Below are 23,863 nucleotides of genomic sequence, written 5' to 3'. Positions count from 1 at the left end.
GCTAGGATCTCGCGCCCTGGGTCCAGATCGGCGAAGGCCCGTGCCATCACACGAGCACGTTCGCGAAACCGCTGCTCCGTGAGCACCCTCTCGACGGCCCAACGCAAGGCGTCCACGGTCGGGCGGTTCGTCGCAAGATTCAAGCCGACGCCCGACCACTCGATCCGGGCTCCGACCTCGGCCTTGTCCTCGGTCAAGCCGGCGGAGACAATCGGAACGCCAGCGGCGAGAGCTTGTGAGACGCTTCCGTAGCCCCCGTTGGTTACCAGGAGATCGATTTTGGGGAGAAGCACGTCGAAAGGCAGAAAGGTGGCGACCCGGCCATTAGCCGGTATTTCACAGTGTATCTCCTCTACGGATCTCCCGCCAGTTGTTGCAACGATGAGAAGATCGTCGCGCCCCTCAAGCGCCTGGAGCGTCGGCTCAAGTAGTTCGCTGAAATCAGCGTTTGCGAGCGTGCCTTGTGTCACTAGGATGATGCTCTTGCCGCTCTCCAGATCCGGCCACCATTCCGGTACCGCGACCGCCATCGGCGTGGTCGGCAGCAGCCCGACAAAACGCAGTCCTGGAGGAAACGTACCGAAATCGTACTCGAACTCGCGGACGCTCGGCTGCAGGAATGCGTCGGGCAGTATCGCGAGCGATTGGGTCAACGAGGCTGGCAAAGGTCGCGCGCCGAGCCGGGCCAGGCGGGCGTCGGTGAGGGCGCGAACCGGTCGGACGAATGAGGCATCGAGACCCACCTTCAATGCGGCGTAGCGAGCACGCTCGATGTCGTCCCGGGCCGGGAGCAGCCCCATGCCGACCGGCGCATCGTCGGGACGGTCGAGGAACAGAAAGCTGATGTTGAGTACGATGATCGGAGGCCGGCACGTCGTCGCATCGAGAAGAAGCGGCAAGATCCCAAGAAACAGGCTGCCTGCCACGATCACATCCGGAGCCTCCGTCCGGATCGTCTCGCGCAGAACCGCGGCTTGCGTCGCCATCGGTTCGATGAAGCGGTGCTCGAATTCGTGCGTCCACCGCACCGGTCCAGGCGGCAGGTGCGGCTCCAGATAGGTCGCCGCACCCCTGTCTTCGTAAGCTGTGAGGCGCAAACCCGAAGATTCGACCTTCTGCCGAAACGAAGGATCGGTCACCACCAAGACGGTGTCGCCGCGCCTGGCCAGCAGTCGTCCCACAGCCAACAGGGGGTTGACGTGGCCCGTAAGGGGGCTGGCTGCAATCAAAACTTTCATGCCGACATCCGGCGCAATCCTCGATCAGGGTTAGTCACATTTATTTCGCGTGTGTCGCTCGGTCCGTTACCAGCGGTTCCGCAAGTATCGGCTGGCGCCTTCGCAATCGGCGTTGCGAAGTTCGGCCAAGGTGATGCGAACTCGCTCCTGCGGGGGAACCAGGAAGCCGCACCGCGTCCGTCGCTGGTCGGACGGCACGTGAAACAAGCCTTGTTCCATCGCATGTCAGGCGATCACCTCGAATGTGGCGCCTCATGCACGTGCGGCCGCCGCGCACGTCGCAACGGTGCCGCTCGCCATAGGACTGCGACCGATCTGAAATTGTCGACACGGGATATGCGGCGCAGCACCTGTTTTGGACGATAACGCACGCCAGTCCGCTTCCATGCCTGCCTTCGATCCGCAAAATCGAGCGGGAAATCGCGAAGATGGTAGGCTCGATGTCGTCGTCGCATGGGCTGCCGGTTCTCCAGGCCAGCGCGCGCTCAATCTTCGCCCGTGACATCCTGTGCGGAGTCGAAGGTCGCGTTGGATCCGGGTTCGATGGCCTTGGCCGCGTCCGCGCATCGACCGCGGTATGCGCTCGGATCGACGCCGTAGGCCGCCTTGAAGGCATGCGAGAAGTAGCTTCGACTGGTGTAGCCCACACTTGCGGCGATGACCTTCACGGGCATGGGCGACGTCGTCAGCAACTGTGCCGCGAGGCGCAGGCGGACCCGGTGCAGGTACTCGATGGGCCCCTCGCCGAAGATGGCGGAGAACCGCTCGGCGAACGCGGACCGGCTCATCCCGCAGAGTGCAGCGAGACTATCGACCGTGTGGGAGGCGCCGGGTGCGTCGAGGACCGCCGCGACGGCGCGCATGAGCCGCGGATCCCGCAGCGCCGCGAAGATTGGCGAACTGGTACCCCGCTCCTTCAGGTGAACCCGCAGCAGAATGGCGAGGCACTGCCTCATCAGCGCGCTCGTCACCTCCTGCGTGCCGAGTCCGGGCTGGACCAACTCCTCGATCATGAAGGCGAAGGCGTGCCGCAGTCGGTCGTTGCCCGACAGGTCCTCGATCAATGCGCCCTGCAGGCGGTCGAAGAGGCCGAGCGCGCCGGCGTAACCGGCCGAGATCGCGCCGCAAGCCACGAGGATGTCGCGACTGCCGTCGCCGGCCGTCAGCGCGACGAGGCCGTCGGGAAGCACCCTGAGCGCATCTCGAGCTGTAACCGTGTGCATGGCCCCGGCGAAACCGAGGGAGTGAGGAACGCCGCGCGGCGGAATCACCATGCTGTTCGGCCCGAAGGCCACGGGCTCCTGGTCGCCGACGACGATAGTCCCGGTGCCTGACAAGACATAATGGACGAGCAGGGCGTCAGCGATGCCCTGCTTCCGCAATCGCCACCCCGATTGAATCTCGCAGAATGCGAAGGCATGAACCCTCACCGTCAAAGTCGATAGTAATTTGACTAATACATGATCTGACATGTGTGCCGACCGAATCAAAGCGCAACGGATTTAAACGATATCGTGCCGGAAGACGAAATGAATTAGGAGTTGTAGCATGATACAACAAACCACACCCGTGAAGCACGCACGCAGCATAAGCCACGCTGGGATGCTCGACGTCCTTCCACGCGATCACGGTTCATGTCCGTGTTGAGAGGCAACCCTGGAACTGCGCCGACGCAGTCCACAGCTGTGCCTCGCCGGCTGCATCCCTGGCCGGTACGGGTCATGCACTGGACGAACGCCGCGGCGATGGTGGTGCTGATCGGGTCCGGCTGGGGCATCTACGACGATTCCGTCATCATCCACGGCATCTATTTCCCCAAGTCGGCCCGGATCGGATCCTGGGCGGCCGAGAGCCTGCTCTGGCACTTCGCCGCCATGTGGGTGCTGGTCGCCAACGGCGCCGCCTATCTCGTCTACGGCGTCGCGACCGGGCGCCTGCGCGAGCGCCTCCTGCCGATCCGTCCGCGCGAAATCGTGCAGACCGTCCGCGACACGTTGCGGCTCAAGCTCGCGCACGAGGACCTCACGACCTACAACGCCGTCCAGAAGATCCTCTACATCGTCGCCATCCTGGCCGGCATCGGCCAGGTCGTCAGCGGCCTGGCCATCTGGAAGCCGGTCCAGTTCTCCGGGCTCGTCGCGCTGCTCGGCGGGTTCCAGGGCGCGCGCCTCGTCCACTTCGCCGGCATGGCGGTGCTGGTCGGCTTCCTCGTCGTTCACGTCGTGCTGTCCCTGCTCGTGCCGCGAACGCTGTGGGCGATGCTGACCGGCGGCCCCGTACGCCGCCCGGCCCTCCCTGCCACGGCGCGGGAGGCGACGCGATGAGGTCGCCGTTCCGCCCCCTCAAGGTGCCGGATCCCGGCATCCTCGACGACCACCGCGCTTTGGTCCGGAGGATCGAGCGTCGCGGCCTCCTGCGGGGCGGCCTGTCGCTCGGCGCGCTCACGATGTTGACCGGCTGCGACGTGACGGACACGAGCGCGGTCGGGCGGGCGCTCCGTGCCATGTCCGACTTCAACGACGGCGTCCAGGCCGCCCTTTTCGATCCCCGAAAGCTCGCGCCCGAGTATCCGGGGTCCCAGGTGCTGAAGCCGCCGCGCTTCAACGCCTACTACGACGTCGAGGACGTCAAGCCGATCGACGGCGACGCGTGGCGGCTGGAACTCGCCGGGTTGATCTCCGACAAGCGGCCCTGGACGCGCCGCCGGATCGCGGAGCTGCCCGAGCGCGAGATCATCATTCGCCACGTCTGCGTCGAGGGCTGGGACTACATCGGGCAGTGGTCGGGCGTACCGCTCCGGGCGTTCCTGGAGCGCGTCGGCGCCGACCTCACCGCCAAGTACGTCGCCTTCAAGACGGCGGACGACTACCCGAGCAGCATCGACATGGCGACCGCGCTGCACCCCCAGACACTGCTCGCGACCAGATACGCCCGCGAAGAATTGCCTGACCCGTATGGATACCCGCTGCGCCTGCGCATGGCGGTCAAGCTCGGCTACAAGAATCCGAAGTGGATCACGGTCATCGAAGTCACCAACACCTACCCCGGCGGATACTGGGAGAGCCGCGGCTTCGGCTGGTTCGCAGGCCTATGAGCGTCCGCGCGATCCGGTGCGCCGTCGGCACCTGCCTGCTCACGCTGGCGCTCTCCGCATCGGCGCAGGCGCAGACGCCGGGCCCCTCCCCGGCCCCCGACCACATGCCGAAGCCCGGCATGACCGCGCCCGAGATGGCGGGTCGCGCGGCGGACCGGTTTCCGCAGCCGGTGCGCGTCGGCGACCTCGCCGGCCGCCTCCTGCTCCGGCCGGAGGAGTCCCAGTCCGTCCTCGGCCGCGTCACGGGGCTCGTGCGCCGCGGCGACGGCGCGGGCGAGATGGCCGTGCGCCTCGACGGTGCGTTGGGGCTGGGCTGGCTAGGCCTGCGAGCGGTCGCCTGGAGCGGATTCGGGTCCCGGCTCGTGGCCGTGCCGGTGGAGGCGGTGGCGCTCCTGGGCGAGCACGTCGCCCTCATGGGCCTGACGCCCGAGCGCCTGCGCGCGCTGCCGACCTTCACGCCCGGTTCCGCCACCGAGATACCGCCGGACGAGACGATCCGCCTCGGGATCGTCCGCCCCTTCCATTGACCACGCGGGAGCCTTCTACATGGCACGAGGACCGACCTCCGGACCGGCCCCCACCTGCGCGATCGGGGTGATGGCGAAAGCGCCGCGAAGCGGGCGCTCCAAGACGCGGCTGTGCCCGCCGCTGACCCTCGACGACGCAGCGGCTCTGAGCGCCGCCTTCCTGCGCGACACGACCGCCAACATCCAAGAGGCGGCCCGCGCCGCGCCGATTGCCGCCTACGCGGCTTTCGCGCCGCCGGGCGCGGAGGCTCTGGTGATCCCCCATCTTGCGCGGGGAACCGACCTCGTCCTGGCGGATGGAAGCGTCACAACCGCGGCGCAGGTCGAGGGCTTCGGCCGTTGCCTGCTGCAGGCCGTCCAGGGCATGCTGGCGCACGGTCACGCGGCGGCCTGCGTGCTGAACTCCGACATCCCGACCCTGCCGACGCGGCTCCTGATCCAGGCGGCCCGGATCCTGCTCGAACCGGGCGAGCGGGGCGTGTTCGGCGCCTGCGACGACGGCGGCTACTACATCCTCGGCCTCAAGCAGGCCCATGCCCGCCTGTTCGCCGACATCGCCTGGAGCACCGACACCGTCGCCGAAGCGACCCGCGCCCGGGCGCGCGAGATCGGCCTCGATCTCGTCGAGCTGGAGCCCTGGTACGACGTCGACGACGCGGCCTCGCTCGCGCGGCTCGCCGCCGACAGGACCGGCTACGCGGCCCCGGCGACGCGCTCGGTCCTGGCGCGGCTCGCGCGCGCGTCGGAGTTGGTGCCGGCATGATCCGGCTTCTCGCCAGCCCCGCTCATCGGCTCGCGGCCCTCGGCCTCCTGCTTCTGGCCGTCACTGTCGGCGCGCTGGCGATCCAGGTGCCGGGCGCCGACACCGTCGGCGCGGCGCCCCAATCCAACGCCTTCATCGGCGTGGTCGCGGTCGGCCTCGCGGTCTACCTCCTCGCCGTGCGCCTCGTGTTGCGGGAGCGGCTGCCGCGCGCGGCCCTATGGACGATCCTCGGCATCGCCGTGCTGCTGCGGGCCGCTTTGCTGCCGGCGCTGCCGTTCCTGTCGACCGACATCTACCGCTACGTCTGGGACGGGCAGGTCCAGGCCGCCGGAATCAACCCCTACCGCTACATCCCGGCCGACCCCGCCCTCGAGCGGCTGCGCGACCCGGCGGTCTACCCGCTGATCAACCGCAAGGACTACGCTCGTACGATTTACCCGCCCGCGGCGCAGCTGGTCTTCGCCGCCGTCGGGCAGGTATCGCACAGCGTCACCGGGATGAAGCTGGCGATGTTGGGTTTCGAGGCCCTGGGCATGCTGGCCATGCTCGCGGTTCTGCGCGGCGCCGGCTTGCCTTCGGCCCGCATCCTGATCTACGCCTGGAATCCGCTGGCCCTGTGGTCCTTCGCGCGCGACGGGCACGTCGATGCCGTGGCGATCGGCCTCCTCGGCATCGCGTTGCTGGCCCGCACCCGTCGTCGGTACGGGCTCGCGGGCGCGCTCCTGGGCGCGGCGACGCTGGTGAAGGTTCTGCCTGTCGCGGTCGCGCCCGCCTTCGTCCGTGGAGGCCGGCTGTGGCGGCCTATGCTCGCCGGGGTGGCCGTGATCGCCGTCCTGTACCTGCCCTACCTCGCTGCCGGCCCGAACGTGTTCGGTTTCGCCGGCGGCTACGGGGCCGAGGAGGGCTACGACACCGGCGTGGGCTACTGGCTGCTCGCCGGTCTCGGGCATCTCGGGCTCAGCCCCCCGAGCCTGCTGCGGACCTACCTGGTCTGCGCCGGACTGACGCTCGCCGCCCTCGCGCTCCGGATCGCCTTCGGCCCGAACCGGCAGACCGCGCCCGACGCGGTCGCGCTGTGCCGCGATGCCGGGCTCCTCGCAGCCCTCACCACCTGCGCGGCGAGCCCACACTACGCTTGGTACTATCCCTGGCTGGCGCTGCCCGCGGTGGTCGCGCCGGCCCCGGCCCTGATCTGGCTCGGCTCGGCGCCGATCCTGTTCCTGATCGACCCGTTCGACGACCGCTTCCTGTGGCCGTCGCTGGTCTTCGTCCCGGCCCTCTTCCTAGCCGCCCGCTCCCTGCGGCAGGCCTGCACCGCACCCCTCTCCGCTCTCCCGGAAGGAACCGCACCATGACGGCCTCAGCCGCAGTGAAGGACCCGCGCCGCTACTTCGAGGCGGTCGGCCCCGACCGCGCCTCCGAGGCCTTGGCGCCGCCGGTCTGCCTCTATCTGGAGGTCACGAACCGCTGCAACCTGCTGTGCGAGACCTGCCCGCGCACCTTCGAGACCCTGGAGCCCCCGGCCGACATGAGCTGGGCGCTGTTCAGCCGGATCGTCGACCAGGTTCCGGACGTCGCCCGGGTCGTGCTCCACGGGGTCGGCGAGCCGATGCTGGTGAAGGACCTGCCGCGGATGGTCCGCTACCTCAAGGACCGCGGCACCTACGTCCTGTTCAACACCAACGGCACCCTGATGCAGCCGAGGCGCTTTCAGGAGCTGATCGATACCGGGCTCGACGAGCTGCGCGTCTCCCTCGATGCCGCCGACCGGGCCTCGTACCGCCGGGTGCGGGGCAAGGACTTCTTCGACCGCATCGTGCGCGACGTCGGCAAGTTCGTCGCGTTCCAGAAGGCGACCGGCGCCGCGACCCCCCGGGTCTCGCTCTGGCTCACGGGCCTCAAGGAGACCGTGGACCAGCTCCCGACCTTCGTGCGGCTCGCCGCCGAGATGGGCGTGACCGAGGTGCACCTGCAGCGCCTCGTCTTCGACGAGGCCGGGTACGGTATGGCCCGCGCCGACCTGTCGCTGTTCGAGAGCACCCAGGCGGCGGAGGCCGCCGCCATCGCCGAGGCCGAGGCCATCGGCCGTTCGCTAGGGGTGACGCTCGACGCCTCGGGCGCGACCGAGCCCGGAATCAGCCTGAAGCGTCAGGAGGACCGCGCCTGGGCCACCTGTCGGCGACCCTGGTCCCTGATGTACGTCACCGCCCACGGTCGGGCGCTGCCCTGCTGCATCGCGCCGTTCTCGGTGCGCGGCTATTCCAACTACACGCTGGGCGACGCCACGCAGGCCACGCTCCGGGAGATCTGGAACGGCGCGGCCTATCGCGACTTCCGGACGTCGCTCCTCTCCGACGTGCCGCCCGCCCCGTGCCGGAACTGCGGCCTGCGCTGGAGTCTCTGAGCGATGCATCCGGTCAGCATCGTCATCCCGACCCTGAACGAGGCCGAAGCGATCGGCGCGGTGATCCGCGAGATCCCGCCGGCCTACGCGGCGGACGTCGTCGTCGCCGACAGCGGCTCGACCGACGGGACGCAGGACGTCGCCCGGGCCGCGGGCGCCCGGGTGATCGAGGCCGGACGCGGCTACGGCCGGGCCTGCGCGCTCGGGGCGGCCGCGGCCGATCCGGCCTCGCGCGTGATCGTCTATCTCGACGGCGACGGCGCGGATCGCGGCGACCTGATCGACCGGATCGCCGGGCCGGTGCTCGCCGGCCGCCACGACCTCGTCCTCGCCTCGCGCACGCTGGGCAGCCGCGAGCCCGGATCGATGCTCTGGCACCAAGTGCTCGCCGGCCGGCTCGCCGGCCTCGGCATCGGCCTACGCTACGGCGTCCGATACACCGACATGTGCGCCTACCGCGCCATCGACCGCGCCGTGCTGCGGGCCCTCGCCCTGCGCGAGCCGACCTACGGCTGGAACATCGAGATGCAGATGCAGGCCGCGCGAGCCGGCCTGCGCATCCGCGAGGTGCCTATGCCCTACCGGCGCCGGTTGGGCGGATCCTCGAAGGTCGCGGGTTCGCTCGGTGGGACGATGCGGGCCGCCGCTCGGATCGGCGCGACCTACCTGCGCGTCGCCGCCGGCTCGGAGCGGCGCGCGTGAGGCCGGCGATGGCGCTCAAGGACGACGCTGCACCGGGCCTTTGGGCCGGCGCCCGGACGGAGGCGCCCGGCCCCGATACGGACCACGGGATCGCGCCCGCAGGGTCGTTCGCGCTGGCGGCGTACCTGGATCGCTGGTCGGCCTGCGCGCATCACGACCTCGCCGCCTCGGACTCGGAGCCGCTGTCGCTCGCCGCCTTGCTGCGCCTTGCCGGCCCGGAGGATCGTCGGCGCTGGCGGAGGGCCGACCTCGGCTACGCCGACCCGCGCGGCGCCTCCTGGCTGCGCGCCACGATCGCCGGCTGCTACCGCCGGCTCGCTGCCGACGACGTGCTGGTCAGCGCAGGGGCGCAGGAAGCAGTGGCCTGCGTGCTGAGTGCGCTGCTCGGTCCGGCCGATCACGCGGTGGTGGTGGTGCCGATCTACCAACCCTCGGAGCTCGTCGTGTCGCGGCTGTGCGCGGCCGATGGCGTCGCCCTCCGACCGGAACCGGCCTGGACCCTCGATCTCGACGGGCTGGTCGCCGCCATCCGGCCGAACACGCGGCTGGTGCTGATGAATTTTCCCAACAGCCCGACCGGCGCGTCGCTGGATCGAACGACTCTGGAGAGGCTGGTCGACCTCTGTCGCCGACACGGGCTCTGGCTCGTCAACGACGAGGTCTATCGCCAGACGGACCTCGACCCGGGCCGAGCCGTCCCACCCGTCGTCGACGTGTACGAGCGCGGGATCTCCATCAACGGGTTGTCGAAGGGCTTCGGGCTTCCGGGCCTGCGCGTCGGCTGGGCCGCCTGTCGCGACCGCGGGGCGCTCGACCGCGTCCTCGCGGTCAAGAGCCTGCTGTCGAGCTGCCTCGCCGGACCGAGCGAGATCCTGGCGCAGGTCGCGCTGCGGGCCGAGCAGCGCCTGACCGGCCGCGCCCGCGCGATCGGGCGGCGCAACCACCACCGTCTGCGTGCTCTGCTCGATCGCTACCCGAACCTGTTCGATCCGGAAGAACCGACGAATCTCGCCTTCGCCTGCCCCCGCTTCCGTGGGCGAGAGGGTGCGACCGAGTTCTCGAAGGCTCTCGCGTCCGAGGACGGCGTCCTCGTGCTGCCCTCCGCGTTGTGGCACTCGGCGCTGGCGCCGGTCCCCACGGACCGCCTGCGCCTCGGCCTCGGTCGCGTCGGCAGCGGCGCGGCGCTCGGGATCCTCGGGGATCATCTGCAGCGGCGCGCCGGCCGATGAGTGCCGAGATCGGACGCGACCGGAGCATCGAGCACCCCGGTTCCGTTCCTCCGGGCGCGGCCCCAGCCGCTTCCCCGAGGCTCACCGGGCTCGGCGGCCTATCCGCACCACCCACGGAGGCCGAACGCCTCGGCGCCTGCGACGTGGCGCCCGTCCCTGCCGCCCGGGCTTCGGGGCGCACGGAGATTCCGTTTCTTGCCCCCCTCGACGGAGACGCCGACGTCGCGATCCGGGCGCGGATGACCTCCGTCGCCGTCGCCGGAGGGCGGACGCTGTTCGAGGAGGGGGACGAGGCCGACGCCCTCTACACGCTCGTGAGCGGCGCGGTCGGCCTCTCGATCCGCGACCCGCGCGACGGCAGCGTGCGCCGCCTCATCCGACTCGCCCCTCCGGATACCGTGGGCGAACTCGCCCTGCTCACCGGCGAGCCGCGCTCGGTCACGGCAACGGCCCTGCGCGATACGCACCTCCTGCGGCTCTCCCGCGCGTCGTTCGAGGATCTGATCGCCGCCCATCCCGGGACGCTGCTCTATTTCGCCCGGATCCTGGCCGCGCGGCTGCGCACCGCCCATACGGGCGTGACCCTGAGCCATGCGCCGCGGAGCTTCGCCGTCCTGGCGGTGACCGAGGGCCTCAAGGCGACGGCCTTCGGCGAGCGGCTGGCGCAGGCCCTCGATGCCGCGCTGCCGGGGCGGACCGGCTGCCTCTCCGAATGGCCCCCCGAGGCCGACGAGGCGTGGTTCCACCGCTACGAGCAAACGCACGACCGCACGGTCTTCGTCGCCCACCAGATCGACTGCCCCTGGTGCCGGCTCTGCCTGCGCCACGCCGACCACGTCCTGTTGCTGGCCGAGCCAGGCGCGCCGCCACGGCCCGGCGCCGCGGACTATCTCGCTTCGATCCGCTCCGACTGGATCCGCATGGACCTCGCCGTGGCGCAGCCCGCCGAGGCGCGCCTGCCGCGCCCTCTGCATCCCGACGTCGCCGCGCTGCCCTTCTCCCTGCGGCTCCAGGTTCGCGAGAACCACGGTGGCGACTTCGCCCGGCTTGCCCGGATCGCGTCCGGCCATGCCCGCGCCCTCGTCCTCGGCGGCGGCGGCGCCCGCGGCCTCGCCCATCTCGGCGTTCTGCGGGCGCTCGGCGAGGCCGGGCTCGACATCGATCTCGTCGGCGGCACCAGCATGGGCTCGATCCTGGCCGCCAGCGTCGCCCTTGACTGGAGCCTCGACGCGATCGAGACCCACACGGTGGCTTCCTTCGTCGGACGCAACCCCCTCGACGACTACACCCTGCCGTTCCACGCCCTGACGCGCGGGGCCAAGGTGGATGCGGGGTTGGCCGAGCGGTTCGGCGATGCCCGCGTCGAGGATCTCTGGCGCCCGTTCTTCTGCGTGTCCTCGAACCTCACGACCGGCACCGCAATGGTCCACTGGGCGGGCCCCCTCGACCGGGCGATCCGCGCCAGCATCGCCATTCCCGGCCTGCTGCCCCCGGTGGCGAGTGCGGACGGCATCCTCGTGGACGGCGGCATGATGAACAACCTGCCTGCCGACGTGATGGCCGATCTCGACCGCGGGCCGGTTCTCGCCGTGGATGTCGGCAGCGACGCCGCCTTCCAGGTCATGCCGCGGCAGGGCCGGAGCGCGCAGGCGTTCCGGCGCCTCCTCGGCATCTCGGACCAGCTCCCCGGCATCGCGCACCTGCTCCTGCGCTCCGCGATGGTGTCGAGCGACGCCCAGACCATGGCGGCCGTCACCCGGGCTGCGGTCCTGCTCAAGCCCTCCTTGGCCGGGGTCGATCTGCGGGCGTGGTCGAGCTTCGAGACGACGGCCGAACTCGGCTATCGCTGCGCCCGGGAAGCGCTGGAGTCGGGCCGCCTGGGAGCCTGGACATGAGCCGCTCCGATGTTCGGGCAGGCGCAGATCCCGACCGACCGGTCATCCGCACATCTCTTCGGAGCCCCTGAATGCGTGTCGTGGTCGATCTCAACCGCTGCCAGAGCTACGCGCAGTGCTGCTACGCCGCCCCTGAGCATTTCGAGGTGCGCGGTCACGAGATCCTGTTCTACGATCCGGCGCCGCCCGAGGCGAAGAGGTCGCAGGTCGAGCGGGCGCAGCAGGCCTGCCCCGTCCGGGCCATCGCGATCGAGCCCGCCGGACTCGCCGAGGGTGACGAGCCGTGACGGACGGGCAGCGACCGGGCATCGTCGTGGTAGGCGCCTCCCTCGCCGGCCTGCGGGGCGCGGAGGCGTTGCGGGACGGCGGCTATGACGGCCCTCTGACCCTGGTCGGGGACGAGCCGCACCGGCCCTACGACCGGCCGCCTCTGTCCAAGCACGTCCTGGCGGGCGAGCTTCACCCCGACGCGACCGCACTTCCGCAACTCACCCGTCTGCGCGCGCAGTGGCGGCTCGGCCTGCCGGCCGTCGCCCTGGACCGGGACCGCCGGGTGGTGCGCCTCGCCGACGGCGCGACGCTTCCCTACGAGACGCTCCTGATCGCCACCGGCGCCAGGGCGCGGCCATGGCCCGGAGAAGGCGCCGATCTCGCCGGGATCTTCACGATCCGGACCCTGGAGGATGCCCGCTCCCTGCGGAGCGCGCTGGCGCTGCGGCCGAGCCGCGTCCTCATCGTCGGCGCCGGCCTGATCGGCTGCGAGGCCGCCTCCTGCTGCCGCGATCTCGGCCTGGCGGTGACGCTCGTCGATCCCAACCCGACGCCGCTCGCCCGCCTCCTCGGGACGGTGATCGGGGCCACACTCGCCGGGCGGATGCGGGCTTCCGGAGTGGACCTCCGCCCGAACGTCAAGGTGGTGGCCTTCTCCGGCGAGGATGGACAAGTCCGCCGCGCCCACTTGGCGGGTGGCGCGGACATCGCGACGGATCTCGTCATCGTCGCCCTCGGCGCGACGCGCGACACGGGTTGGCTCGCCGCGGCCGCCCTCGTCGCCGACCCGGGAGGCCTGACCTGCGACGCGGCCTGCCGCGCCCTGACCACGACGGGGGAGCCCGATCCCGCCATCTACGCGGCCGGCGATGTCGCGCGCTGGCCGAACCCACTCACCGGCGGCCGCTTGGTGACCGTCGAGCATTGGGGCAACGCGGTGGACCAGGCCCGGCACGCGGCGGCGAACATGCTTGCTCCGCCCACGGGCCAGGTCGAATACCAGCACGTGCCTTCCTTCTGGTCGAGCCAGTTCGGTCTCAACATCAAGCTCGCCGGCCTGACCGAGGGGGCGGAGGCGCTCGCGATCGTCCAGGGATCGCGGGCCTCGCACCGGTTCCTCGCCGTCTATGGCCGGGCCGGGCGAACCGTCGCGGCCCTCTCCTTCGATCAGGCACGCTGGCTTCCCGCCTATGCCGAGGCCGTGGCTGACGGGGCGGCCTTCCCGCCGATCCTCGGCGCCACCGACCAGCCGCGGATCGAGACCCTGGAGCCCGGCTTTCCCAGCCCGCGGCGATCCTCCGGCCGATCGGTTACGGCTCTGGAGACGGCCCATGCCTGACGAGACGCTGTTCGCGCAGGTTCTCGATCCGAGAAACAGGGCGAACCCCTATCCCCTCTACGCGCGCTTGCGCGAGACGCCCGTGTCCCGGCAGGCGGACGGCAGCTACGTCGTCAGCACCCATGCCGCGCTGAAGAGCCTGATTTTCGATCCCCGGCTGAGCTCGGAAGACCTGCCGCCCTCGCGGCGACCCAGAACGGGCAACCCTCTGAAGGACTGGATCCTCAACCCGATCCGGAATCGGGTGGTCAACGGCCATCGCCCGCTGATCTTCCGCGATCCGCCCGACCACGACACCCTGCGCGGTTTCGTGATGAAGGAGTTCACGATCGCCCGGGTGCGGGAATCTCACGCCAAGGTTGCGAAGCTCGTGGATGCCCTGATCGACAAGTGCCACGGCCGCGACACTGTCTGCTTGGTGGAGGACCTGTCCTATCCGCTGCCGGTGGCCGTCATCTGCGAGCTGCTCGGCGTGCCCGAGGCCGATGAGGCGCAATTCCACGTCTGGGCGATCCGCCTCGCGACGGCCCTGGAGCCCGACGTGCGCCACGACGAGGCGGGGCGGCGGGAGATCGCCGCAACCTTCGACGCGATCTCCGACTACATGCGTCGGCTGATCCGCGAGAAGCGCCGCCATCCGGCCGACGACATGCTCAGCGGGCTCGCCGCCCACGGTGGCCGGGGCAGCGCGGCCATGGGCGACATAGACCTGATCTCGACGGCGATCCTGCTCCTCGTCGCGGGTCACGAGACGACGGTGAATCTCATCACCAACAGCATGCTCACACTGCTCAGGCATCCGGAGGAGCTGCGAAAGCTGAAGGCCGACCCCGAGCGGGCACCCCGCGTGATCGAGGAGATGCTGCGCTACGAGCCCCCCGTCCATTTCCGCACCCGCAAGGCGCTCGGCGCCATCGCGGTGGCGGGAACGACGATCCCGCCGGGATCGTCGGTGGTGCTGCTCTTTGCGGCCGGAAACCGCGACCCGGCGCGGTTCGAGCAACCGGACCGGTTCGATCCGGACCGGACGGACAACCAGCATTTCGGGTTCGGCGGTGGCCTCCATTACTGCGTGGGCGCGCCCCTCGCGCGGATCGAGGCCGAGATCGCCCTTGTCACGCTCTGCCGGCGCCTCATCGCACCGAGGCTCCTGGACGACCCGCCGCCTTACCGACCGGGCGCTTCCCTCCGCGGTCCACAGCACCTCGGCATCGCCATAGCGGGGATCGCGTGATCCTACAGGCGCGAACGGTTATGAGACGATGGCGAGAGCCAAGCGCGGTCGTCTTGCGGAGCGGGGTACGTCAGCTCTGGACTTGCGTCGGTCTGGATGCTGCTCGTCGTTACGTCTGGATCGAGGAGCCGGGAGCGGTCCTCCTTCATCTGCGCGCCGAACCAGCCGGCGATGGACGACTTCAGCGACGCGGTGTCTCCCCCGCAGGATAAGACACCGGAGCCGGGGGGCCCGATCGTCAGGACGGGATGGCGCGGGTGATCGGCAGTGCGGTGAGGCGCCCGGGCCTCAGGAGCAGTGCTACGAGGCCTGTCCAGCCCGTCTGATGCATCGCGCCGAGCCCTGCGCCGGTATCGCCGTGGAAGTACTCGTGAAACGGGATGCAGTCGCACACATGCGGATCGTCGGCGAGAGCGCCATAGGAGGCGAGCACCGGCCGGCGTCCATCTGGCCCGCGCAGGAATAGCCTGCAGAGGCGCTCGCTCAACTCGTCGGCGATCTCGGGCAGGCTGAGATAACGGCCGGAGCCGGTCGGGCACTCGAAGCGGGTGTCGTCGCCATAGAACGTCCCGAAGCGGTCGAGCGCCTCGATGAGGAGGATGTTAATCGGCATCCAGACCGGACCGCGCCAATTCGAGTTGCCCCCGAACGTGGCGGTCGTCGATTCCGCTGGTTCGTAGTCGACGGAGTAGCGGGCACCGCTCCAATCGAGAACGAACGGGTGCTCGGCATGCGCCTTCGACAGAGAGCGAATACCGTGGTCGGAGAAGAGCTCGGTCTCGTCGAGCATCCGCGCCAGAAGCGCCTTCATGCGGTGCCGGCGCAGCAGCGAGAGCAGCATCCGGTCGCCGCCCGGGCCGGGCGGCGGTCCCTCACCCTCGCCTTGGCTCCAGTGCGAGACCAAGGCGGCGAGGTCGGGACGGTTACGCAGCATCCACTCGGCCCGGCGCGCGAAGCCGGGGAATCGGTCGCGCAAGGAAATGTCGAGCACCTCGACGGCGCAAAGCGGGATCAACCCGACCAGCGAGCGGACGCGCAACGGCAGCATCTTGCCGTCGGGCAGGTTCAGCACGTCGTAGAAGAATTCATCCGCCTCATCCCAGAGGCCGACCCCGCTGCCGCCGATGTCGGTCATCGCCTCGGCAATGTAGAGGAAGTGCTCGAAGAACTTGGTCGCGATGTCCTCGTAGACCGGGTCCTCGGCGGCCAGTTCAAGGGCGATCCGCATCAGGTTGAGCGTGTACATCGCCATCCAGGCGGTGCCGTCGGCCTGGTCGATGGTGCCGCCGGTGGGCAGCGGCGCCGAGCGGTCGAAGATGCCGATGTTATCCAGTCCGAGGAAGCCGCCCTGGAAGACGTTGCGCCCGTCCGCGTCCTTCCGGTTCACCCACCAGGTGAAGTTCAGCATCAGCTTGTGGAACACCCGCTCCAGGAATGTCCGGTCGGGTCGCCCGGTGAGCGCGGCGTCCATCTGGTAGACGCGCAACGCCGCCCAGGCATGAACCGGCGGGTTCACGTCGCCGAAGGCCCACTCGTAGGCCGGCAGCTGGCCGTTGGGGTGCATGTACCACTCGCGCGTCAGCAGCACGAGTTGGCCCTTGGCGAATTCTGGGTCAATCAGCGCGAAGGTCACGCAGTGGAAGGCGAGGTCCCAGGCCGCGTACCAGGGGTATTCCCAGGTGTCGGGCATCGAGACGATGTCGGCGTTGTTGAGGTGCGCCCACTCGCTGTCGCGTCCGTGTCGCCGCTCCGCTGGGGGCTCCGGCTGCGTCGGATCGCCCATCAGCCAGCGGCGCACGTCGAAGTGGTAGAATTGCTTCGACCAGAGCATGCCGGCCAGGGCCTGGCGCTGGACGAGGCGTGCGTCGGGGTCCGTCATGTCGCGTTGAAGGGCGGCGTAGAAGGCGTCGGCCTCCGCGACCCGACGCGCGAACACCGCCTCGAAACCCGCGTCGTCGAGACCCGGCGCGTCGGCCGGGGACAACCGGTAGCGCAAGACGATCGTCTCGCCGGCCATCAGCGTGTGGCGGCTCAGCGCCGCGCACTTGGTGCCCTCGTGGAGCGGGTTCACCCGCGTGCGGGTTCCCGCCACCACATCGTCGTTGATCGCGTCCTTGGGGTGGTACGATCCGCTCACGCCGAACAGGCGAGCAGTGTTGGTCTCGTTCTCGCAGAACAGGAACTCGGCCGGCTGTAGGGCCCTGAACAGCCGACAGGGACCCGCGGCGCGGGTCGCCTCGACGCTTGGCCCCTCGACGAGCCGGAGGAGCGGCCGCTTCGGATCCTCGCGCCACGACCACGTGTTGCGCGACCACAGATGGGGCAGGACGTGGATTTCGGCCGCTTCCGGCCCGCGATTGACGACCGAGACCCGCATCAGCACGTCGTCGGGGGCGGCCTTGGCGTACTCGACCGTGACGTCGAAGCAGCGGTTCTCCGCCAGTACACCGGTGTCGGCGAGCTCGTACTCGGGCATGTCGCGGCCCTTGCGCCGTCGGTTCTCGGCCACGAGCTCGGCGTAGGGAAACGCCGCGTGCGGGTACCTGTAGAGCATCCGCATGTACGAGTGCGTCGGCGTGCCGTCGAGGAGCCAGTAGAGTTCCTTCATGTCTTCGCCGTGGTTGCCCTCCTCGTTGGTCAAGCCGAACATCCGCTCCTTGAGGATTGGGTCCCGCCCGTTCCAGAGGGCCAGCGCGAGACACCAGAGCTGCTTGTCGTCGCTGAACCCGGCGATGCCGTCCTCGCCCCAGCGGTAGGCCCGCGAGCGCGCGTGATCATGGGGCAGGTAGTCCCAGGCGGTGCCGTCCCGGCTGTAATCCTCGCGGACCGTCCCCCATTGCCGCTCGGCGAGATACGGTCCCCAGCGGTGCCACCCGTCCGCGGCACAGGCCCGAAGACGGCGTCCTTCCTCGGTCTCGAACAGGTGGGATGCGTTCGGGCCCTCAGGCATTGCGGTCTCCCTCAGAACGCTTTGAGGCCGAGCATCCGGCGCAGGCGGATATATTCGCCAAGCGACCAGGCCTGGAACGGGCAGCCGCCGGGTCGATAGGGCGCATCGCCGTCGGCGACTTCGCTGACATGACCGAGGCCGGCCTCGCCGAGGTGCTGCTCCAGCGGCGGCAGAAAGCGAGCCCGCCCCTCCGTCAGGGCCGCCTCGCTGCGGCCGCGGACCGAGAGCCACGCGTCGACGAAGGGACCGAGCAGCCAGGGCCAGACCGTGCCCTGGTGGTACGCACCGTCTCGCGTCCGCGCGTCGCCCCCGTAATGACCGGCATAGGCGGGATCGTCCGGCGACAGGGTGCGCAGGCCGAGCGGCGTCAGAAGCCTGTGCTCGACCGCATCGACGACGGATTTGGCGAGCTCCCCAGTCAGGAGCGGAAACGGGAGACCGCCGACGCAGAAGATCTGGTTCGGACGCACCGCCGCATCGTGCGTGCCGGGGACGTGGTCGACATCGACGACGTCGAATAAGCCACCCACCGGGTTTGGAAATTTCTGCGCGAAGCTCGCTCGCGCCGCGGTCTCGGCCTCGGAGAAGCGCGGCTCCCACAGCGTCGCCGCGATGTGGAGGGCGTTGATCCAGAGGGCCTGGATCTCGACCGGCTTGCCGATACGGGGCGTGACCACCCAATCGCCGACCTTGGCGTCCATCCACGTGAGTTGCCATCCGGGCTGACCGGCCGCGATCAGACCATCCGCATCGGCCCGGATGCCGAAACGGGTACCGGCAGCGTAGCCATCGAGGATCGCGAGGCAGGCTGTACGCAGAGCTGGCTCGGACTGGACGGAGCGCCCAACCAGCCTGCAGGCTGCCAAGAAGTCGTACACGCTGACCACGTACCAGAGCGAGGCGTCGACGGAATTGTATTCCGGTACCTCGCCGGAATCCGGGAAACGGTTGGGCATCATGCCCTCGCTGACGACGCCCGCCCAGGCTCTGAGGATGCTCTCCGCGGTGTCGAGTTCGCCGGTCGCCAGCAGCAGGCCGCGCAGCGCGATGAAGGTGTCACGCCCCCAATCCGTAAACCAGGGGAAGCCTGCCACCAGGGTACTGCCCCGTCCTCGATCAACCCGGTAGCTCAGGGCACTTCGGCGAAGATCCGGACCGGCCCGCGTCGCGCGCGCCGCGGCGATCATCCGGTCAGCCAAGGCTCGGACGCGGACCGGCCCGCTCTCGCCAGCGCGTAGCAGCATCAGCCCGGGCTCGGGCCCCGCGAGATCGAAGCGAAAGCTGCCGGGCGCGGCGAGATCCTCGACGCAGTCGAGTCCCCGCGCCCGCTCCGCCGCGTAGAGGAACTGGCGATACCAGTCCGGTTCATGTCGATAGGTGCCCGTGGTCAGGGCGGAGATCGCCGGTCGATCCGGATAGGGATGCCACGTGACGCAGGTTCCGGTCTCCGCGCCGCCGATTTGTGGCTTGAAGTCGAAAGCGGGATTTGCGGTTTGCAGGCTGTGATAGTCCCGTCCCGAGAGCAGCGGGACGACGACGAGCGTGCAAGGACCAGCGCCTGAGATCCGCCGCCATCGCAGCAGCGTGTCGCAGGCATCGGGATCAACCAAGATCTCCTGGGTGATCTCGGTGCCATCCGGCAGGCCGAATGTCCATGACGGCCAGGGCTCGTGAGTGAAGCTCGTAATTCGCTCAAAACCGCGCGGATGGATCACGTCCGGCAGGTAGCGCTGGGCGCTGAGATCGGTGTGTCCGGCCGCGGTCTCGATCCAGGCCTCGATGCCGTTGACGAGCACCGTCCGCCCGGTCGGCGGATTCGCCGCCGTGAGCAGGAGCGCGTGGTAGCGGCGTGTCCGGACGCCCGAAACGGTGCCCGAGGCGAAACCGCCGAGCCCGTCGGCCTCCAGCCACTCGAACGCCTCGCCCGGCAGGGGTATCGCGTCAGGCATCCCGGTGTCCCGCTCCGTCCGCGCGGCATCCGGCGTGCGCAGCCGCACGCGGATCCGGCCTCCTGCAGGCACTCAGGATCATGGCGCGATCGACGCGCCGCGGAGAACCTCGATGTTCGATCCAGCCCGCGCCCTTCCTCCGATCGTCGGCGCGATCGCGGCCTTCTTCAGCCTGATGGTCGTCGCCTTCGTCTGAACGCTTCCCGCTCCAAACCACGTAGGGACAAAGATCATGACCCGCCCCGCTTTCGCCGCCATCGCTCTCATCACCTTCGCTGCGTTCCCGGTCAGTGCCGCGCCGGTCGACCATTTGCCGGCCGCGGTCGGCTCGGCATCGACGATGCCACAGGCGCTGTTCCGCCAAGTGACGTCGAACGGTACGACGAAGCCGGGGGGCTCGGCCCTCGACGGGCGCAGTGGGACCACCGCGGCGCTCGACCGGAAGAGTCGCGCTCTGCACAACCTGATCGCGACCTCGATCTGTACCGGTTGCTGACCGGCGCTCACCGCGATGCCTCCCGCAGGGCCGCCACGAGTTCGTCCTCGCGGGCGGCGTCGAGGGGCGGAGGCGGGAGCCGGCCGAGAGCGTCGCGCGTGAGCGCGATCTGCCGCACGAAACGCCGGCAATTCCTGCAGGTCGCGAGATGAAGCCGGATGCGCCATCGAACGCGTCCGGACACCTCCGCGTCCACGAACGCGCCTGCCTGCTCCGCCGCCTCTCGACACCGCATCCGATCATCCTCGCCCGTTCCGCTCGTCACGCTCGCGCCGCGTCGCGGGTCAACGCCTCGAACACCCGTCGGATCTTCAGCCTCGCTCGATCGAGCAGCACGCGCTGACGCGCCTCGCCGAGGCCGAGCAACTCCTCCGTCTCGCGCGGGCCGAAACCCTCGATGTCGCGATGCCGGATCACGGCGGCCTCGTCCGGCGGCAGAGCGGCGATGGCCGCCTCGACCGCTTGCCAGACCTGCCGCCCCGCGAGCCCGCGCTCCAAGTCGATCTCGCTCCAGTGCCAGGGCGCCTCACGCCAGTGGCCGTCGGCGAGGAAGGCATCGGCGTCGAAACCGGATCCCTCGTCCTCGTCATGCCGTGGCGTGAGTTCCGCGAAGGTCGCGGTGCGCCTGGCGGAGACCGAGGCCTTGCGCGCGATGTTCAGGACGATCCCGGTCAGCCACGTGCGCAGCGACGAGCGCGCCTCGAATCCCGCGATGTTGCGCATCACCGCGATCCAGGCCTCCTGCACCGCCTCCTCCGCCGCCTCCCGCGTCAGGTGTGCGCCACGGGCGATCGCCACGAGCCGCACGTGATAGCGCCGCACGAGGATCCGGAAAGCGGCCTCCTCGCCGAGCCGAAGCCGCGGAAGCAGCAGGTCGTCGCTCGGTTCCAGATCGGCCGTCATCACCGGATCAGCCTGGCGCATCACGGGTCAACCTGATGTCGACCTCGCGCTCGACGAAGGTCCACTCGCGGGTAGCGCGTAGCGCTGCGACGAGCGCCTCGAAGGCTACCTCGTGCTCCGGCGGGAACTCGAACCACGTCAGGAAATCGAACGGCTCGCCGAGGTCACGACTGTGGTGGAGTCGCCGTGCGATCGCCGGCAGGTAGCCGAGGCCGATGCTCGTGTGGTGCGAGGTTTCCTCGAAGATCGCCCGGCGCTCGTCCTGAGCCAGCTCCCACCAGCGCGCCGACTTCCTGATCGGGATCAGGGCGGCCCGCGTCGCCGAAGGTCGATCGAGAGGTGGCTGCACGGCGCGTAGCCGCTGCGCCTCGTTGCTGGTTGTATAGCGCAGATTGCTCACCACCCCGCGCAAGCGCCAGATCGTGCCGGTCGAAGGACCGGTCCGCTGTCCCATGTTGCCGATCGGAAGGCTGACGGAAAGGCGGGTTGCGCTGGGCAGACGCTCCCCAAGCGGCGACTCCGCGCGCGTCACCCGCCAAGGGCCTGCATCGCCACCCGCGAACTCGATCAGGTCGATCATTCCGCCATCCTCTCGGTAAAGGCCGCTTCGCTTGCAAGGCTCGCCGCGTTACACAGTCGAAGGCAGTCAACATCTTCCCCGCCCTGAAGGACGAGGATTTTCGGAGACCGTGAGATCTCGTGCAGTTGACGCTTCATAGGGCCGCTGATGCAAACCCTCCACGTTGAGCAAAGGTGTGTTCCATCTCCGACGAATATCAAACGCCGCGTTCGTGTCGGCAAGAACGTGGCGAGAAGGATAGGTCGGAGAAGGTTTCATTTGTCGAGGCACCATTTCTATCGGGTGGGCCAGATCCTGTGTTTCGTGCCGATCCGCAGCGGCGATGATCGGGCCCTTGCCTGCGGCGAGGCGGGCAGTGTACGCGGCGCGTCGTCTGGGACTGCGCCCTCGACCGGGACTTGTCACCCGGCCGAGTGGGCTGCTTGAGGGGGTGAAACAGCCGGGAGACCGATAGGAGCACCTGATGCATTCCACACCGCAATCCGGATAGCCAAGAAACTCGTGGGCTCGTCACCCGGTGCAACGCCGGATGGGACGCACCGGGCCGTACGCGCCCATGAAGGGAGCGCATCAGGTCATGGCTTATCGGATCGGCTAAGGTCCGCGCGCTCGCTCCGCCCGTCGACGCAGACTTCGACCACCGCGATCCTGGTCCCGTTCCGTAGGATCGACGGTGGAAGGTTCGCGAAGACGCCGGCGTCGAAAGATCGGTCGACGACCCGCTCATCGGCCTTCCGCGGATACGTCCTCGCGAATCGGCCATCGGCATGGTCCCCGACCGTGCACACGACGAGGACCGCCGCAAACGCGTGGATCCGCGAGTCGGGCACTTGTACGACATCCCGACTCTCGTCGCTCATTCAAACGACCGATGATCGACCAGTTGCGGAAACTTTCCCTTCGAGCCGAGGTAAGGCCAAGCCCTTCGAACGCTCTCAACCGGCGCCAGAGATCCGTGCGTCCTGCAGAAATTCTCTTCTCAGGTAGTCGATGGCTGCCCGCACCTTGAGCGGAACGAACCGGCGCGACGGGTAGACGGCCTGCATCGGCAACGGCATCGGCCGGTGAGCGGGGAGGATGATCTTCACCCGTCCCGTCTCGATCTCGTCGCGGAACGCCCAGATCGGCACGACGCCGATGCCGAGGCCCGCGATGACGCCCTCGCGCACCCCTTCCGAATTGTTGACCCGGAAACGACCCGCGACGTCGACTGAGACGGGTCCATCCGGGCTCGTGAACGACCAGCGGTGGCCGGCGACGAGACGCGTGTAGACGATGCAGTCATGGGCGGCGAGGTCGCCCGGGCACGTGGGTTCGCCGCATTTCGCGAGATAGGCCGGGGCGGCGACCGTGACGCGCCGCGTGATCCCGATCCGTTTCGCGACGAGGCCCGGATCGGTGATCTCGCCGACCCGGATCGCGAGGTCGATCGCCTCCTCGACCAGGTCGGAGAAGGCGTCGTTCATGATGAGATCGACGCGGATGTCCGGGTAGCGCTCCGCGAACAGCGCAAGGCGCGGCACGACGTGCAGACGCCCGAACACGACCGGCACGGTGAGTCGCAGCGTTCCGGACGGCCGGCCCTTGCGCCTGCCGACCGCGGCTTCGGCCTCGGCCAGCGTCTCGAGCGACCGCAGGGCGTGTTCGTAGAAGACGCGACCGTCCTCCGTCACGGCGAGCGCGCGGGTCGTGCGGGTGATGAGCCGCGTGCCGAGATGCTGTTCCAGCGAAGCCACTTGCCGGCTGATCGTCGGCTGGGTGGTACAGAGCTCGGCCGCCACGGCGGTGAAGCTGCCGGCCTCCACGACCCGCACGTAGGTCCGCATGGCCGTGATCAGGTCGTTCATCCATACCGTCCCCGTATCGTCCGGAGCTCCGACACCCCGTAGCCGACCGCGGCGGACCGGTCACCGATGACTGCCGATCGAGGCGGTGGATTCCGGCGGGCGACGACGCCCGCGAGACCGACGCATCCTTCGGCACGCGCCGCTCGCTCGCGCCGCCACGGTCCCCGTCGCCACGGTCCCCGTCGCCACGAGCGCCCAGGATCTTCCAGCACGTACTCATACAGGTCGCGTATAGATCCTATTCCCGCGTCACCTCTTCTCACGACTCCCGGTTGTCCGCACGCTGGTTGCAAAGGGGAGACCCTCATGACTCCGGATGCACGGCACCATACGGCCCAGGTCAACGGCATCCGGATGCACTACCTCGACGCGGGTGCGGGCCCGGCCGTGCTGCTTCTGCACGGCTATCCGGAGACGCATTTCGCGCGGCGCCATCAGTGGCC

General features: G+C 69.4%; 22 protein-coding genes. 14 read left to right on the top strand and 8 right to left on the bottom strand.

The genetic code is table 11. From position 1 onward, the window contains the following. Both K2Y56_RS17035 and K2Y56_RS17030 read right to left on the bottom strand, forming a co-directional pair. Nucleotides 1–1,238 (bottom strand): nucleotide disphospho-sugar-binding domain-containing protein (locus tag K2Y56_RS17035; protein ID WP_292510060.1); only part of this gene is annotated, 1,238 nt, incomplete at its 3' end. A gap of 485 nt (nt 1,239–1,723) precedes the next feature. Further along, nucleotides 1,724–2,710 (bottom strand): AraC family transcriptional regulator, encoded by a 987-nt coding sequence (locus K2Y56_RS17030; protein WP_292510058.1) that lies wholly within the window; start codon nt 2,708–2,710, stop codon nt 1,724–1,726. A 162-nt stretch (nt 2,711–2,872) separates the two neighbouring features. On the opposite strand from K2Y56_RS17030, the gene K2Y56_RS17025 reads away from it, so the two are divergent. From K2Y56_RS17025 to K2Y56_RS16970, 12 genes are all read left to right on the top strand, one after another. Continuing rightward, entirely contained in the window at nt 2,873–3,562 is a 690-nt protein-coding gene (locus tag K2Y56_RS17025; RefSeq protein WP_051975891.1) for a cytochrome b/b6 domain-containing protein, read from the top strand. Beyond that, entirely contained in the window at nt 3,559–4,332 is a 774-nt protein-coding gene (locus K2Y56_RS17020; RefSeq protein ID WP_043378328.1) for a molybdopterin-dependent oxidoreductase, read from the top strand. The genes K2Y56_RS17025 and K2Y56_RS17020 overlap by 4 nt, the downstream gene beginning before the upstream one ends. Continuing rightward, the gene (locus tag K2Y56_RS17015; RefSeq protein WP_043378331.1) at nt 4,329–4,859 is read left to right on the top strand and encodes a hypothetical protein; all 531 of its coding nucleotides are present in this window, start codon (nt 4,329–4,331) and stop codon (nt 4,857–4,859) included. Before K2Y56_RS17020 ends, K2Y56_RS17015 begins: the two co-directional genes overlap by 4 nt. Nucleotides 4,860–4,878: 19 nt before the next feature. Beyond that, the gene (locus K2Y56_RS17010; RefSeq protein WP_292510053.1) at nt 4,879–5,622 is read left to right on the top strand and encodes a DUF2064 domain-containing protein; all 744 of its coding nucleotides are present in this window, start codon (nt 4,879–4,881) and stop codon (nt 5,620–5,622) included. Next, nucleotides 5,619–6,977 carry a glycosyltransferase 87 family protein gene (locus K2Y56_RS17005; protein WP_043378335.1) on the top strand — a complete coding sequence of 453 codons (1,359 nt, stop codon included), beginning with the start codon at nt 5,619–5,621 and terminating at the stop codon, nt 6,975–6,977. The genes K2Y56_RS17010 and K2Y56_RS17005 overlap by 4 nt, the downstream gene beginning before the upstream one ends. Continuing rightward, nucleotides 6,974–8,026, top strand: coding sequence for a radical SAM protein (locus tag K2Y56_RS17000; protein ID WP_043378338.1), 1,053 nt, complete (start codon nt 6,974–6,976; stop codon nt 8,024–8,026). Before K2Y56_RS17005 ends, K2Y56_RS17000 begins: the two co-directional genes overlap by 4 nt. A 3-nt stretch (nt 8,027–8,029) precedes the next feature. Beyond that, nucleotides 8,030–8,728: a glycosyltransferase family 2 protein gene (locus K2Y56_RS16995; RefSeq protein WP_043378343.1), complete on the top strand. Its 699-nt coding sequence runs from the start codon at nt 8,030–8,032 to the stop codon at nt 8,726–8,728. Beyond that, complete coding sequence (locus K2Y56_RS16990) at nt 8,725–9,957, top strand: pyridoxal phosphate-dependent aminotransferase (protein WP_230365906.1); 1,233 nt, start codon at nt 8,725–8,727, stop codon at nt 9,955–9,957. The genes K2Y56_RS16995 and K2Y56_RS16990 overlap by 4 nt, the downstream gene beginning before the upstream one ends. Before the next feature lie 239 nt (nt 9,958–10,196). After that, nucleotides 10,197–11,852, top strand: coding sequence for a patatin-like phospholipase family protein (locus tag K2Y56_RS16985; protein ID WP_210274612.1), 1,656 nt, complete (start codon nt 10,197–10,199; stop codon nt 11,850–11,852). 71 nt (nt 11,853–11,923) lie between these two features. Then, the gene (locus K2Y56_RS16980) at nt 11,924–12,139 is read left to right on the top strand and encodes a ferredoxin (RefSeq protein WP_043378346.1); all 216 of its coding nucleotides are present in this window, start codon (nt 11,924–11,926) and stop codon (nt 12,137–12,139) included. Next, nucleotides 12,136–13,461: an FAD-dependent oxidoreductase gene (locus K2Y56_RS16975; RefSeq protein ID WP_043378349.1), complete on the top strand. Its 1,326-nt coding sequence runs from the start codon at nt 12,136–12,138 to the stop codon at nt 13,459–13,461. Before K2Y56_RS16980 ends, K2Y56_RS16975 begins: the two co-directional genes overlap by 4 nt. After that, complete coding sequence (locus K2Y56_RS16970; protein ID WP_043378352.1) at nt 13,454–14,695, top strand: cytochrome P450; 1,242 nt, start codon at nt 13,454–13,456, stop codon at nt 14,693–14,695. Before K2Y56_RS16975 ends, K2Y56_RS16970 begins: the two co-directional genes overlap by 8 nt. Nucleotides 14,696–14,933: 238 nt before the next feature. Here K2Y56_RS16970 and K2Y56_RS16965 read toward each other — a convergent pair whose 3' ends face one another. Further along, nucleotides 14,934–17,645 (bottom strand): glucosidase, encoded by a 2,712-nt coding sequence (locus K2Y56_RS16965; protein ID WP_043378355.1) that lies wholly within the window; start codon nt 17,643–17,645, stop codon nt 14,934–14,936. An 11-nt stretch (nt 17,646–17,656) separates the two neighbouring features. Continuing rightward, entirely contained in the window at nt 17,657–19,594 is a 1,938-nt protein-coding gene (locus K2Y56_RS16960) for an amylo-alpha-1,6-glucosidase (RefSeq protein WP_051975920.1), read from the bottom strand. 4 nt (nt 19,595–19,598) lie between these two features. Between K2Y56_RS16960 and K2Y56_RS16955 the strand changes: the two genes are divergently transcribed. Next, nucleotides 19,599–19,790: a hypothetical protein gene (locus K2Y56_RS16955; protein ID WP_179696869.1), complete on the top strand. Its 192-nt coding sequence runs from the start codon at nt 19,599–19,601 to the stop codon at nt 19,788–19,790. 36 nt (nt 19,791–19,826) lie between these two features. After that, nucleotides 19,827–20,090 carry a hypothetical protein gene (locus tag K2Y56_RS16950; RefSeq protein WP_043378358.1) on the top strand — a complete coding sequence of 88 codons (264 nt, stop codon included), beginning with the start codon at nt 19,827–19,829 and terminating at the stop codon, nt 20,088–20,090. A gap of 7 nt (nt 20,091–20,097) precedes the next feature. Here K2Y56_RS16950 and K2Y56_RS16945 read toward each other — a convergent pair whose 3' ends face one another. The 4 genes from K2Y56_RS16945 to K2Y56_RS16930 all read right to left on the bottom strand — a co-directional run bounded on the left by K2Y56_RS16945 (nt 20,098) and on the right by K2Y56_RS16930 (nt 23,420). Further along, entirely contained in the window at nt 20,098–20,325 is a 228-nt protein-coding gene (locus K2Y56_RS16945) for a zf-HC2 domain-containing protein (protein WP_043378361.1), read from the bottom strand. Between the two features lie 26 nt (nt 20,326–20,351). After that, nucleotides 20,352–21,014, bottom strand: a complete 663-nt coding sequence (locus K2Y56_RS16940) for a sigma-70 family RNA polymerase sigma factor (RefSeq protein ID WP_230365905.1) — start codon at nt 21,012–21,014, stop codon at nt 20,352–20,354. Continuing rightward, entirely contained in the window at nt 21,001–21,447 is a 447-nt protein-coding gene (locus K2Y56_RS16935; protein ID WP_230365928.1) for a chlorite dismutase family protein, read from the bottom strand. Before K2Y56_RS16935 ends, K2Y56_RS16940 begins: the two co-directional genes overlap by 14 nt. A 1,061-nt stretch (nt 21,448–22,508) precedes the next feature. Beyond that, entirely contained in the window at nt 22,509–23,420 is a 912-nt protein-coding gene (locus K2Y56_RS16930; RefSeq protein ID WP_043378370.1) for a LysR family transcriptional regulator, read from the bottom strand. Between the last annotated feature and the right edge of the window lie 443 nt (nt 23,421–23,863).

The organism is Methylobacterium sp., from assembly GCF_019745455.1.
Classification (GTDB): Bacteria; Pseudomonadota; Alphaproteobacteria; order Rhizobiales; family Beijerinckiaceae; genus Methylobacterium.
Note: the sequence above shows the minus strand (reverse complement) of the source record. Positions and strands in the feature narration are given on the sequence as shown.